Origin of the sequence: Faecalibacillus faecis (assembly GCF_003024675.1) — a bacterium.
In the GTDB taxonomy this organism is placed as follows: Bacteria; Bacillota_I; Bacilli_A; order Erysipelotrichales; family Coprobacillaceae; genus Faecalibacillus; species Faecalibacillus faecis.
The window spans coordinates 103279-116411 of record NZ_PYLP01000005.1 but is presented as its reverse complement, the minus strand read 5'-3'; the positions used below and the strand labels follow the sequence as shown (position 1 = coordinate 116411).

Sequence of the window (13133 nt, the reverse complement as noted above, 5' to 3'; positions counted from 1 at the left end):
AAAATGGCAAATACTAATAAATTTTCATCAATCCAAATTGGATTAGCATCTCCTGAAAAAATTCGTGAATGGTCTTATGGTGAAGTTAAAAAGCCTGAAACGATTAACTACCGTTCTCAAAAACCTGAAAAAGATGGTCTATTCTGTGAAAGAATCTTTGGACCATCTAAGGATTGGGAATGTAGTTGTGGAAAATATAAGAAAATTAGATATAAAGGTGTCGTATGTGATCGATGTGGTGTAGAAGTTACAAAATCTGCAGTACGTCGTGAACGTATGGGACATATTGAATTAGCAACACCGGTTGCACATATTTGGTATTTAAAAGGTATTCCATCAAGAATGGGATTAATCTTAGATATGTCACCAAAACAACTAGAAGAAATTATTTATTTCGTTTCTTATGTTGTTATTGATAAAGGATCTACACCTTTAGAATATAAACAAGTTTTATCAGAAAGAGATTATCGTAAATGTTATGAACAATTTGGTCATACATTCGAAGCTCAAATTGGGGCTGAAGCAATTCAAACATTATTAAAACAGGTTGATTTAGATGCTGAATTTGAAATTGTTTCTAAAGAATTAAAAGAAGCTCAAGGACAAAAACGTACAAAATTATTAAAGAGATTAGAAGCTATTGAAGCATTTAGATCTTCTGATAATCAACCAGAATGGATGATTCTTGAAGCATTACCAGTTATTCCACCTGATTTAAGACCAATGTTACAATTAGATGGTGGGCGTTTTGCAACAAGTGATTTAAATGACTTATATAGACGTGTTATTACTCGTAATAACCGTTTGAAAAAATTATTAGAACTTGGGACACCTTCTATTATCGTACAAAACGAAAAACGTATGTTACAAGAAGCTGTTGATGCCTTAATCGATAATGGTCGTCGTTCTAAACCAATTACTGGTGCTGGAGGGCGTGCATTAAAATCATTAAGTCATACATTAAAAGGTAAGCAAGGACGTTTCCGTCAAAACTTATTAGGTAAACGTGTTGATTACTCAGGACGTTCAGTTATCGCTGTAGGACCGGACTTAAAAATGTATCAATGTGGTATCCCACGTGAAATGGCATTAAGCTTATTTAAACCATTTGTTATCCATGGTTTAGTTGATCAAGAAATCGCTACAAACATTAAAGCAGCTGAAAGATTAATTGATAAAATGGATGATAAAATTTGGCCAATTGTTGAAGAAGTTATTAAAGCACATCCAGTATTATTAAACCGTGCGCCAACTCTTCATAGATTAGGTATTCAAGCATTCGAACCTAAATTAGTAGAAGGACGTGCTATTCGTCTTCATCCATTAGTAACTCCAGCGTTCAACGCCGATTTCGATGGTGACCAAATGGCTGTCCATGTACCATTAGGTGAAGAAGCAATTCAAGAAGCAAGACAATTAATGTTAGGATCAACAAATATCTTAGGTCCTAAAGATGGTAAACCTATCGTTACTCCATCCCAAGATATGGTGTTAGGTAATTACTACTTAACATTAGAAGATGTTGGAGCAATTGGTGAAGGTACTGTCTTTGCGGATAGAAATGAAGTAGATCATGCTTATTTTGCTAAAACTGTTACTCTTCATACAAGAGTTGCTATTAAAGCATCTGCATTACACAATGCAACATTTACAGAAGCACAAAATAACAGTTATTTAATTACAACTGTAGGTAAAATTTTCTTTAATGATATCTTTGATGGACAATTCCCATTTATCAATGAACCAGGTAAAGAAAATTTAACTAAAACTCCTGATAAATACTTCGTACCAATGGGAACTGATATTAAAGCACATATCACTGCTCAAGAAGTAGTAAAACCACTAGGTAAAAAAGCTTTAGGAAATATCATTGATGAAGTATTCAAACAATCTGCATTAACTGATACAAGCTTAATGCTTGATAAGTTAAAAGATCAAGGATTTAAATATTCAACAATTGCTGGTATTACAGTATCTGCTTATGATATCCAAGTACCTCAAGCTAAATTTGAAATCTTTGATAAAGCAGATCATAAACTTGAACAAATTAAACAATTCTACAATAAAGGTAAATTAACTGAAGCAGAAAGATATCAAAGCGTAATCAAATTATGGACTGGTGTTAAAGATGAAGTACAAGAAGTCGTACGTCAAGAGTTCGAAGCTGATGATCGTAACCCAATCTTCATCATGTCTGATTCGGGTGCCCGTGGATCACTTTCTAACTTCACTCAGTTAGTAGGTATGCGTGGATTGATGTCCAATCCAAAAGGGGAAACAATCGAGTTACCAATCAAGTCTGCCTTCCGTGAAGGTTTAACAGCATCAGAATTCTTTATTTCGACACATGGTGCCCGTAAAGGTTCTACAGATACTGCCTTAAAGACTGCCGATTCAGGTTACTTAACAAGACGTTTAGTAGACGTTGCTCAAGAAGTTATTATTTCTGAAGAAGATTGTGGAACAGATAGAGGTTTCGTTGTTACTGAATTATATAATACAGATGACAACACAGTTATCGTTCCATTATATGACCGTTTAGTTGGTCGTTATTCACAAAAAGATGTTTACCATCCAGAAACTAAAGAATTATTAGTTGCTGCTGGTGAAATTTTTACAGAACAAAACGCTAAAGTTGTATGCGATGCAGGTATTAAAGAAGTTGAAATTCGTTCAGTTCTTGGCTGCGTTGCTAAAGGCGGAGTTTGTAAAAAATGTTATGGTCGTAACTTAGCAACAGGTAATGTTGTTGAATTAGGTGAAGCTGTTGGAGTTATGGCTGCACAATCAATCGGTGAACCAGGTACTCAGTTAACAATGCGTACTTTCCATGATGGTGGGGTTGCCGGTGGTGCCGATATCACTCAAGGGTTACCTCGTATCCAAGAGTTATTTGAAGCACGTAATCCAAAAGCTAAATCAATTATTTCTGAAATAGAAGGTGAAGTATCGAATATCATTGATAATTCAGGAAGAATGGAAGTTGTTGTTTCTAATGATTTAGAAACAAGAAGTTATTTAACTCCTTATGGTGCTAAATTAAGAGTTAATGTTGGTGATCATGTTAACATTGGTGATAAGATTACTAAAGGTTCTATCGATCCTAAAGAATTATTAAATGTAGCTGATACAGAAGCTGTTGAAAACTATATTATTAAAGAAGTTCAAAAAGTATACCGTATCCAAGGTATCGAAATTTCAGATAAACATATCGAAATTATCGTAAAACAAATGTTGAAGAAAATTAGAATTGTTGAAGGTGGAGATACTGGAACACTTCCTGGAACTCATGTTAATGTTACTCAATTTACTGAATTAAATAGAGAAGCATTAAAAGAAGGAAAACATCCAGCTGTAGGTAGACCAATCTTATTAGGTATCACAAAAGCTTCACTTGAAACTGATTCATTCTTATCAGCAGCATCTTTCCAAGAAACAACTAAGATCTTAACTGATGCTTCTATTAAAGGTAAGAAAGATATGTTAAAAGGATTAAAAGAAAATGTACTTATTGGTAAATTATTACCAGCAGGTACTGGATTTAGAGGTCCTTTAAAATCGCCTGAAACATTAGCTAAAGAAGCTGAAGAAGCAAGACAAGCAGAATTAGCTAAATTAGATGGTGAAGAAAGCTATGTAGAAAACAATTATTAAAAATATATTTAGAAGAGTTAACTTTAAGGGGTTAGCTCTTTTTTATAAAAGAAAAGAGCAAAAATAATGCTTTTAGAATCGTACTTTTTCGAGAAAATAATTTAATAAAAAAATTTAAAAAAATAGTAAAAAAGTATTGCATTTAGGCATAATTTAACATATAATACAAATGTTGATGTCACGTAGAAGTGCGAGGTTGCTGAAACACCGAAAAGCGTTGTCATGAAACGGCATGTTTCAGGTAATTCGCAATGAGTGAATCAAATCCTATATGAATTTTGAAAGGAGAGAATATCATGGCAAATAACAAAATTAGAATTAGATTAAAATCATTTGATCATAAAATTCTAGACGCTTCAGCAGAAAAAATTATTACTTCTGCAAAAAAATCAGGTGCTCAAGTAGTTGGTCCAGTACCATTACCTACTGAAAAGGAAATATATACAATCCTTAGAGCTGTTCACAAATATAAAGATTCACGTGAACAATTTGAAATTAGAACTCACAAACGTTTAATCGACATTGTGAACCCTACACCAGAAACAGTTGATGTTTTAACTAGATTAGAATTACCTAGTGGTGTAGACATTGAAATTAAATTATAAGAAAGGTAAAAGGTGTAACTCATGAAAGGAATCTTAGGTCGTAAGATTGGAATGACTCAAGTCTTCACTACAGATGGTGTATTAATCCCAGTTACTGTTGTAGAAGCTACTGAAAACGTAGTTTTACAAAAGAAAACAGTTGCTACTGACGGATATGATGCAGTAAAAGTTGGTTTTGAAGATAAAAGAGAAAAATTAGCAAACAAAGCTGAAAAAGGAATTGCAAACAAAGCTAACACAGCTCCTAAGCGCTTCATTAAAGAATTTCGTTATGACGAAATGATGAGTTATGAAGTTGGAGATAAAATTACTGTTGATAGCTTCGTAGCTGGTGAAGTCGTAGATGTAACAGGAACTTCAAAAGGTAAAGGTTATCAAGGTGTTATTAAGAGACATGGACAACACATTGGTCCTAAAGGACATGGTTCAGGAGCTCATAGAATTGTTGGTTCAATGGGACCAATCGCTCCAAACAGAATCGCTCCAGGTAAAAAATTACCAGGACAAATGGGACATGTAACTCGTACAATTCAAAACTTAGAAGTTGTAGCAGTAGATCCAGAAAACAACTTATTATTAATCAAAGGTTCAGTACCAGGACCTAAAAAAGGTTTAGTTGTTGTTAAAACTGCTATCAAAAAAGCTGGTAAAGTAAATCCAGTACATGAATTAGTAGATTACACTCCAGAAGAAGTTGAAGAAACTGTAGTAGAAGAAGCTGTAGAAACAGCTGCTGCAGAATAATTTGAAGAAGGAGGAAATGAGAATGCTTAACGTAAAAGTATTTAACCAAGAAGGTGCAGAAGTTAAAGACTTAGAATTAAACGAAGCAGTTTTCGGTATTGAACCACATAAACAAGCTATGTTCGATATGGTCTTATTACAAAGAGCATCTTTAAGACAAGGTACACATAAAGTTAAAAACCGTACTGAAGTTGCTGGTGGTGGAAAAAAACCATGGCGTCAAAAAGGTACAGGTAGAGCTAGACAAGGTTCTATTCGTGCTCCACAATGGAGAGGCGGAGGAGTTGTCTTTGGTCCTACACCAAGAAGTTACAAATTCAAATTAAACCGTAAAGTTAGAAGATTAGCTTTAAAATCTGCATTATCTTCAAAAGTTCAAGATAATGAATTTACAGCAATCGATGGAATTTCATTCGAAGCTCCAAAAACTAAACAAATGGTTAAAGTATTAGAAAACTTAAATGCTCCTGCAAAAACATTAATCGTTGTTGATGAAATCACATTAAATGTTGAAAAATCAGCAAGCAATATCCCAGGAGTTAAATTATTAGATGCTAAACATGTAAATGTTTATGATATCTTAAACAGCGATAAGTTAATTATGACTGAAGCTGCAATTAAAGCTGTTGAGGAGGTATTAGCATAATGGCACACATTACAGATGTATTAAAAAAACCAGTACTTACTGAAAAGTCATTAGCCCTTCAAACTGAAGAAAATAAATATACATTCGATGTAGATTTAAACGCTAATAAAACAGAAGTTAAAATCGCAGTTGAAAAATTATTCAATGTAAAAGTTGAAAAAGTTAACATTATGAATGTTAAACCTAAAGCTAAAAGAATGGGTAGATATGAAGGTAAAACTAATAAAAGAAGAAAAGCTATCGTTAAATTAGCTGAAGGAAGCACAATCAATTATTTTGATGAAGATTAATTGATAAAATATTGGAAAACTCATTCCAGATAAGAAATTAGGAGGAAACTAAAGATGGCAATTAAAACTTATAAGCCAGTGACTAACGGTCGTCGTAATATGACTTCATTAACTTATGAAGAAATTACAACAAATAAACCTGAAAAATCTTTAGTTGCAAAAAAATCTAAAAACGGTGGTCGTAACAACCAAGGTGTTATCACAACACGTCATCATGGTGGTGGACATAAACAAAAATACCGTATTATCGATTTCAAAAGAAATAAAGATAATGTTCCAGGGAAAGTTGCAACTATTGAATATGATCCAAATAGATCAGCAAACATCGCATTAATTAACTATGTAGATGGTGAAAAAAGATATATCTTAGCTCCAAAAGGGTTAGAAGTAGGAATGGAAATCATTTCTGGTGAAAACGCAGATATCAAAGTTGGTAACGCATTACCAATGGGAAATATGCCTGAAGGTACTGTAATTCACAATATCGAAATGCAACCTGGAAAAGGTGGACAAATCGCAAGATCTGCTGGTGTGTCTGCTCAAATCTTAGGTAAAGAAGACAAATATGTAATTGTAAGACTTGCATCAGGTGAAGTTAGAAAATTATTATCTGTATGTAGAGCTACAATTGGTGTTGTCGGAAATGAAGATCATGGTTTAGTAAACTATGGTAAAGCTGGACGTATGAGATGGAAAGGTGTTAGACCTACAGTTCGTGGTTCTGTAATGAACCCTAACGATCACCCTCATGGTGGTGGGGAAGGTAGAACTTCTATCGGACGTAAAGCTCCAATGACTCCATGGGGTAAAAAAGCTATGGGTGTTAAAACTAGAAAGAACAAAAAAGCTTCGACTAAATTAATCGTACGTCGTCGCAATGGTAAATAATAAGGAGGAAAGAAAAAATGGCACGTAGTTTAAAAAAGGGACCATTTGTTGATGCTCATTTAATGAAAAAAGTAGAAGCATTAAATGAATCAGGTAAAAAAGAAGTTATCAAAACTTGGTCAAGACGTTCAACAATCTTCCCTCAATTTATCGAACATACATTTGCAGTATATAACGGAAAAGAACATATTCCTGTTTACGTTACTGAAGACATGGTTGGTCATAAATTAGGAGAATTCGCTCCTACTAGAACTTTCCATGGTCATGATGCTGACGATAAAAAAGGAAAGAAATAGAGAGGAGAATAGAACATGGAAGCAAAAGCAGTAGCTAAAACAATTCGTGTATCACCTCAAAAAGCAAGATTAGTAGTTGATTTAGTAAGAGGTAAAACAGTTAAAGAAGCACTTGGTATCTTAGAATATACTAATAAAGCTGCTTCTCCTGCAATCTCAAAAGTTGTTAAATCTGCAGCTCAAAATGCAGTATACAACAATGATGCAGATGCAGAAAAATTATATGTTAAAGCAATCTTCGTTGATGAAGGTCCAATTTTAAAAAGATTCGCTGCAAGAGCTAAAGGTAGCGGAACAAGAATTTTAAAAAGAACATGCCACATTACTTGTGTGGTTGATGAAAGATAGGAGGTACTAGAATGGGTCAAAAAGTAAGTCCAGTAGGTTTACGTGTTGGTGTTAACCGTGATTGGGATTCAAGATGGTACGCAAATGATCAAGATTTCGCTGGTTTATTACATGAAGATATTAGAGTTCGTGAATATATCCTTAAAAAACTTAAAACTGCTTCAGTAGCTAAAGTAGAAATCGAAAGATCTAAAAACCGTGTAACAATTTTTGTTCACACATCTAGACCTGGTGTAGTTATTGGTAAAGATGGTGAATCAGTTGATGCTTTAAGAAAAGAAGTATCAAAATTAGTAAGCAGTAAACAAGTTTTCATTAACATTGTTGAAATTAAAAACCCAGATGTTGTTGCTCAATTAGTTGCTAACAATATCGCAGAACAATTAGAAAATCGTGCATCATTTAGAACAGTTCAAAAACGTGCTATTCAAAGAGCAATGAGAGCTGGAGCTAAAGGAATTAAAACTAATGTTTCAGGACGTTTAGGTGGAGCTGATATGGCTCGTGCTGAAGGTTACTCTGAAGGGAATGTCCCTCTTCATACTTTAAGAGCTGATATCGATTATGCGACTGCAGAAGCAGATACAACTTATGGTAAATTAGGAGTTAAAGTTTGGATTTGTAAGGGAGAAATCCTTCCTGAAAAGAAGAAAGGGGATAAATAATCATGTTGATGCCTAAAAGAACAAAATACAGAAGACCTCACCGTGTTAGCTACGAAGGTAGAACTAAAGGTGGAGACAAAGTATCATTTGGTGAATTTGGTTTAGTAGCAACTGAAGGTGCTTGGATTACTTCTCGTCAAATTGAAGCAGCACGTATTGCCATCAACCGTTATATGAACCGTGGTGGTAAAGTATGGATTAGAATTTTCCCTCACTTAGCTAAAACTAAAAAACCATTAGAAGTACGTATGGGATCAGGTAAAGGTTCTCCAGAAGAATGGGTAGCAGTAGTAAAAACTGGTAGAGTATTATTTGAAGTTGCTGGTTTAGATGAAGCTACATTAAGAGAAGCTTTAAGACTTGCATCTCATAAATTACCTATTAAATGTAAAATCATTGGAAAGGGTGAATAGTTATGACAGCGCAAGAAATTAGAGAATTAGATACTCCAGCTTTATTAGCTAAAGTTGAAGAATACAAAAAAGAGCTTTTTGGATTAAGATTCCAACAAGCTACAGGACAATTAGAAAACACTGCACGTATTAGACAAGTTCGTAAAACAATCGCTCGTATTAAAACAGTGATTAGAGAAAGAGAATTAAACCAATAGGAGGAGATACAAATGGAAAGAAATAATCGTAAAGTTTATACTGGTACAGTTGTATCTACTAAAATGGATAAAACTATTACAGTGCTAGTTGAAACACATGTAAAACATAAGTTATATGGTAAACGTATGAAATCTTCTACAAAATTTCATGCACATGATGAAAATAACGAAGCTCAAGTTGGAGATACAGTTAAAATCATGTCAACAAGACCATTATCTGCTACAAAACGTTTCCGTTTAGTAGAAATCGTTAAAAAAGCAGAAACAGTTTAATAAACTCTAAAAGGAGGTAACCGGAATGATTCAAAACGAAAGTAGACTTAAAGTTGCTGATAATACTGGTGCTAAAGAAGTATTAGTAATCCGTAACTTAGGTGGGTCAAATAGAAAAACAAGTAGTATTGGAGATGTTGTTGTAGCAACAGTTAAACAAGCAGCTCCAAATGGTACTGTTAAAAAAGGTGAAGTAGTAAAAGCTGTTATCGTTAGAACTAAATATGCTGTAGGACGTGAAAACGGATCTTACATCAAATTCGATGATAACGCTTGTGTTATTATCAAAGATGATAAGTCTCCAAGAGGGACTCGTATCTTTGGACCAGTTGCAAGAGAGTTAAGAGATGCTGATTTCATGAAAATCGTATCATTAGCTCCAGAAGTATTATAAGGAGGCGTGGCACATGAAAATCCGTGTTGGTGATACTGTTGTAGTTATCGCAGGTAAAGATAAAGGTAAGACAGGTGAAGTGTTACAAGTTCTTGCTAAAGAAGAAAGAGTAATCGTTGAAGGAGTAAACATGGTAACAAAACATGTTAAACCTTCACAAGCTGATCCTGAAGGTGGAATTGTTAACAAAGAAGCTCCAATTCATGTTTCTAATGTTGCATTCTATGATTCAAAATCAAAATCTGCAGCTAAATTAGGATATAAAGTATCTGTAGATGAAAATGGAAAGAAAACTAAAGTACGTGTTAATAAAAAAACAGGTGCAGAAGTTGATTCTAAGAAAAAGAAATAATTGAAAGGAGATAGCAAATGAATCGTTTACAAGAACGTTATGAAAACGAAGTAGTTAAATCGTTAATGGAAAAATTCAATTATTCTTCTAAAATGCAAGCACCAAAAATCGAAAAAATCGTATTAAATATTGGTGTTGGTGATGCAGTATCTAATTCAAAATTATTAGATGATGCAGTTAATGAATTAACATTAATTACTGGTCAAAAACCAGTTGTCACTAGAGCTAAAAAATCAATTGCTGGTTTCAAATTAAGAGAAGGTCAAGCAATCGGTTGTAAAGTCACTTTACGTGGTGAAAGAATGTATGAATTTTTAGATAAATTAGTAAATGTATCTTTACCTCGTGTAAGAGACTTTAGAGGTGTATCAAATAACTCATTCGACGGGAGAGGAAATTATACTTTAGGTGTTAAAGAACAATTAATCTTCCCTGAAATTGATTTTGATAAAGTAAACAAATTAAGAGGAATGGATATTGTATTCGTAACAACAGCTAAAACTGATGAAGAAGGTCATGAGTTATTAGCTCAATTAGGAATGCCTTTCCATAAATAAGGAGGACTTAATAAATGGCTAAAACATCAATGAAAGTGAAACAACAACGTCCTCAAAAATATAAAGTACGTGAATACACACGTTGTGAACGTTGTGGTAGACCACATTCAGTAATTAGAAAGTTCAAACTTTGCAGAATTTGCTTCCGTGAATTAGCTTACAAAGGTGAAATTCCTGGTGTAAAAAAAGCAAGTTGGTAATTATAAAATAATCCGTATTGGAAGGAGGACGCGCAAATGGTAATGACAGATCCAATTGCAGATATGTTAACAAGAATCCGTAACGCAAATAATACGTTAAAAGAAGAAGTAAGTATTCCTACTTCAACATTAAAAGTTGGAATTGCTGAAATCTTAAAAAATGAAGGGTTCATTAAAGGATATAAAGTTGAAGGCGAAGGTGCTGAATCAAACATTATTATCACTTTAAAATATAGAGGAAAAGATAAAGTAATCACTGATTTAAAAAGAATTTCTAAACCAGGATTACGTGTATATGCAAAAGTAAACGAAATTCCTAGAGTATTAAATGGTTTAGGTATTGTTATTCTATCAACTTCACAAGGTTTAATGACTGATAAAGAAGCTAGAGCTAAACAAGTTGGTGGAGAAGTATTAGCATATATCTGGTAATAAAAAAATTATACAGGAGGTATAACTGATGTCTCGTATCGGTAATAAAATTATCACTGTACCTGAAGGAGTAACTGTTGAAATCGCTGATGATAACACAGTAACAGTTACTGGATCAAAAGGGACTTTAGTGAAACAATTTTCTCCAGCAATTTCATTCAAACAAGAAGGTAATGAAATTACTGTAGTAAGAAGTAGTGAAGAAAAACATGTAAAACAATTACATGGTACAACAAGAGCTTTACTTGCTAACATGATCGAAGGTGTTCACAATGGATACTCTAAAACATTAGAAATCGTTGGTATTGGGTACCGTGGTCAAATGAAAGGAAATACATTAGTATTAAATATCGGTTTCTCTCATCAAGTTGAAATCGAAGCTGAAGAAGGAGTTAAAGTTGAAACTCCAAATCCAAATACTATCGTAGTTTCTGGAATTGATAAAGAACGTGTTGGTCAAATGGCTGCATTAATTAGATCTAAGAAAAAACCTGAACCTTATAAAGGAAAAGGGATTAAATATAGTGATGAAAGAATCATCAGAAAAGAAGGAAAAACTGCTGGTAAGAAGTAGTTTAAGAGTAAGAAAGGAGCTATCTTTATGGCTAAATTACAATCTCGTAATGATGTACGTTTAAAACGTCATGCTAGAGTTCGTAGAAAAATTAGTGGAACTCCAGAATGTCCACGTTTAAATGTTTTCCGTTCAAATGCTCATATTCACGCTCAAATTATTGATGATGTCAATGGTGTAACATTAGTTAGCGCATCAAGTGTTGAAATGAAATTAGAAAACGGTGGAAACATTGCTGCTGCAACTGCAGTAGGTAAAGAAATTGCTGAAAGAGCAATCGCAAAAGAAATTAAAAATGTAGTATTTGATCGTGGTGGATATATTTATCATGGTCGTGTAAAAGCATTAGCAGAAGCTGCTAGAGAAGCTGGATTAGAATTCTAGAAGGAGGTCAATATGGAACAACGTAAACCAAGAACTAACAATGGTGAAAGAAAACCAAGAAGAAATGGTCAAAGAAGAGCACCAAGAAGAGAAGAAAAAGAATTTGAAGAACGTGTTGTTACTATTAACCGTGTAACAAAAGTAGTAAAAGGTGGACGTAGAATGCGTTTTGCTGCTTTAGTTGTTATTGGAGATAGAAAAGGTAGAGTTGGATTTGGTACTGGTAAAGCTAACGAAGTACCTGATGCAATTAGAAAAGCATGTGAAAATGCTAAACGTAATGTTATCAAAGTACCTTCTGTACATGGTACTATTCCTCATGAAGTAAACGGTGTTTACGGATCAGGAAACGTATTTATTAAACCAGCATCTCAAGGTACTGGAATTATCGCAGGTGGTCCTGTTCGTGCCGTTGTCGAATTAGCAGGTTACCGTGATATCTTATCTAAATGTATTGGTTCTAGAACTCCAATCAATATGGTAAGAGCAACAATGCAAGGATTAGCTTCATTAAAAACAGTTAATGAAGTTGCTGAATTAAGAGAAAAAACAGTAGACGAAATTTTTGGATAGGAGGCAAACAAAATGGCAAAAGTAAGTATTACACTTAAAAAGAGTCCAATTGGTTGCTTACCAAACCAAAAAAAGACTCTTAAAGCTTTAGGTTTAACTAAAATTAATAAAACTGTTGAATTAGAAATTAACCCTACTACTCAAGGTATGATTAGAGTAGTTGGACACCTAGTAACAGTAGAAGAAAAATAGTAGGAGGTGTAACAATGAAACTTCACGAATTACAATATACTGAAGGTGCTCGTAAAGCAAGAAAACGTGTTGGACGTGGTACAAGTTCAGGAAATGGTAAAACAGCAGGTAGAGGTCAAAAAGGTCAAGGAGCTAGATCTGGTGGAGGTAAAAAACCAGGATTCGAAGGTGGACAAACTCCATTATTCATGAGATTACCAAAAAGAGGATTTACAAATATTAATCGTAAAGAATATGCTATTGTAAATCTTGAAACTTTAAATAAATTTGAAGATGGTGCAACAGTTAACGCTGCTGCGTTAAAAGAAGCAGGAATCATCAAAAAAGAATTAGATGGTGTTAAAGTATTAGGAAATGGAGCTATTGAAAAGAAATTAACTGTTCAAGCTGCAAAATTCTCTAAATCAGCTGTTGCCGCTATTGAAGCTGCAGGTGGAAAAACTGAGGTGATTTAAG

Annotated in this window: 22 protein-coding genes; all 22 read left to right on the top strand. The window is 33.8% G+C overall.

All coding sequences use genetic code 11. The features are described from left to right. Positions 1-3: 3 nt before the first annotated feature. The 22 genes from rpoC to rplO all read left to right on the top strand — a co-directional run bounded on the left by rpoC (position 4) and on the right by rplO (position 13132). Positions 4-3654 carry a DNA-directed RNA polymerase subunit beta' gene (rpoC, locus tag C7U55_RS06115; RefSeq protein WP_106987798.1) on the top strand — a complete coding sequence of 1217 codons (3651 nt, stop codon included), beginning with the start codon at positions 4-6 and terminating at the stop codon, positions 3652-3654. A 296-nt stretch (positions 3655-3950) separates the two neighbouring features. After that, the gene (gene rpsJ, locus C7U55_RS06110) at positions 3951-4259 is read left to right on the top strand and encodes a 30S ribosomal protein S10 (RefSeq protein WP_048925137.1); all 309 of its coding nucleotides are present in this window, start codon (positions 3951-3953) and stop codon (positions 4257-4259) included. 21 nt (positions 4260-4280) lie between these two features. Further along, the gene (gene rplC / locus C7U55_RS06105) at positions 4281-5003 is read left to right on the top strand and encodes a 50S ribosomal protein L3 (protein ID WP_048925136.1); all 723 of its coding nucleotides are present in this window, start codon (positions 4281-4283) and stop codon (positions 5001-5003) included. Between the two features lie 22 nt (positions 5004-5025). Further along, positions 5026-5649, top strand: coding sequence for a 50S ribosomal protein L4 (gene rplD / locus C7U55_RS06100; protein ID WP_048925135.1), 624 nt, complete (start codon positions 5026-5028; stop codon positions 5647-5649). Beyond that, positions 5649-5939, top strand: a complete 291-nt coding sequence (gene rplW / locus C7U55_RS06095; protein ID WP_106987797.1) for a 50S ribosomal protein L23 — start codon at positions 5649-5651, stop codon at positions 5937-5939. The genes rplD and rplW overlap by 1 nt, the downstream gene beginning before the upstream one ends. A gap of 54 nt (positions 5940-5993) precedes the next feature. Then, positions 5994-6827: a 50S ribosomal protein L2 gene (rplB, locus tag C7U55_RS06090; protein WP_106987796.1), complete on the top strand. Its 834-nt coding sequence runs from the start codon at positions 5994-5996 to the stop codon at positions 6825-6827. A 17-nt stretch (positions 6828-6844) separates the two neighbouring features. Next, positions 6845-7123, top strand: coding sequence for a 30S ribosomal protein S19 (rpsS, locus tag C7U55_RS06085; RefSeq protein WP_022001351.1), 279 nt, complete (start codon positions 6845-6847; stop codon positions 7121-7123). A gap of 15 nt (positions 7124-7138) precedes the next feature. Further along, complete coding sequence (rplV, locus tag C7U55_RS06080) at positions 7139-7471, top strand: 50S ribosomal protein L22 (RefSeq protein ID WP_022001352.1); 333 nt, start codon at positions 7139-7141, stop codon at positions 7469-7471. A gap of 11 nt (positions 7472-7482) precedes the next feature. Further along, complete coding sequence (gene rpsC, locus C7U55_RS06075) at positions 7483-8136, top strand: 30S ribosomal protein S3 (protein WP_048925132.1); 654 nt, start codon at positions 7483-7485, stop codon at positions 8134-8136. Positions 8137-8138: 2 nt separating this feature from the next. Beyond that, positions 8139-8549 (top strand): 50S ribosomal protein L16, encoded by a 411-nt coding sequence (gene rplP, locus C7U55_RS06070; protein WP_022001354.1) that lies wholly within the window; start codon positions 8139-8141, stop codon positions 8547-8549. Between the two features lie 2 nt (positions 8550-8551). Beyond that, entirely contained in the window at positions 8552-8746 is a 195-nt protein-coding gene (gene rpmC / locus C7U55_RS06065) for a 50S ribosomal protein L29 (protein ID WP_048925131.1), read from the top strand. A 12-nt stretch (positions 8747-8758) separates the two neighbouring features. Further along, a complete protein-coding gene (gene rpsQ, locus C7U55_RS06060) occupies positions 8759-9019 on the top strand; it encodes a 30S ribosomal protein S17 (RefSeq protein WP_048925130.1) in 261 nt (86 codons plus the stop codon). Between the two features lie 25 nt (positions 9020-9044). Beyond that, a complete protein-coding gene (gene rplN, locus C7U55_RS06055) occupies positions 9045-9413 on the top strand; it encodes a 50S ribosomal protein L14 (protein ID WP_022001357.1) in 369 nt (122 codons plus the stop codon). A gap of 13 nt (positions 9414-9426) precedes the next feature. Further along, positions 9427-9765, top strand: coding sequence for a 50S ribosomal protein L24 (rplX, locus tag C7U55_RS06050; protein ID WP_048925129.1), 339 nt, complete (start codon positions 9427-9429; stop codon positions 9763-9765). A 17-nt stretch (positions 9766-9782) separates the two neighbouring features. Then, complete coding sequence (rplE, locus tag C7U55_RS06045; RefSeq protein WP_022001359.1) at positions 9783-10322, top strand: 50S ribosomal protein L5; 540 nt, start codon at positions 9783-9785, stop codon at positions 10320-10322. A 14-nt stretch (positions 10323-10336) separates the two neighbouring features. Beyond that, positions 10337-10522 (top strand): type Z 30S ribosomal protein S14, encoded by a 186-nt coding sequence (locus C7U55_RS06040; protein WP_003536834.1) that lies wholly within the window; start codon positions 10337-10339, stop codon positions 10520-10522. 36 nt (positions 10523-10558) lie between these two features. Next, positions 10559-10954 carry a 30S ribosomal protein S8 gene (gene rpsH / locus C7U55_RS06035; protein ID WP_022001360.1) on the top strand — a complete coding sequence of 132 codons (396 nt, stop codon included), beginning with the start codon at positions 10559-10561 and terminating at the stop codon, positions 10952-10954. A 28-nt stretch (positions 10955-10982) separates the two neighbouring features. After that, on the top strand, positions 10983-11528 hold the full coding sequence (gene rplF, locus C7U55_RS06030) for a 50S ribosomal protein L6 (protein ID WP_032089446.1): 546 nt from the start codon (positions 10983-10985) through the stop codon (positions 11526-11528). Positions 11529-11555: 27 nt separating this feature from the next. Beyond that, the gene (rplR, locus tag C7U55_RS06025) at positions 11556-11912 is read left to right on the top strand and encodes a 50S ribosomal protein L18 (RefSeq protein WP_022001362.1); all 357 of its coding nucleotides are present in this window, start codon (positions 11556-11558) and stop codon (positions 11910-11912) included. Positions 11913-11924: 12 nt separating this feature from the next. Beyond that, positions 11925-12485, top strand: a complete 561-nt coding sequence (rpsE, locus tag C7U55_RS06020; RefSeq protein WP_022001363.1) for a 30S ribosomal protein S5 — start codon at positions 11925-11927, stop codon at positions 12483-12485. Positions 12486-12497: 12 nt separating this feature from the next. Then, the gene (rpmD, locus tag C7U55_RS06015; RefSeq protein ID WP_048925127.1) at positions 12498-12677 is read left to right on the top strand and encodes a 50S ribosomal protein L30; all 180 of its coding nucleotides are present in this window, start codon (positions 12498-12500) and stop codon (positions 12675-12677) included. Positions 12678-12691: 14 nt separating this feature from the next. Then, positions 12692-13132, top strand: coding sequence for a 50S ribosomal protein L15 (rplO, locus tag C7U55_RS06010; RefSeq protein ID WP_048925126.1), 441 nt, complete (start codon positions 12692-12694; stop codon positions 13130-13132). The last annotated feature ends 1 nt before the right edge of the window (position 13133 follow it).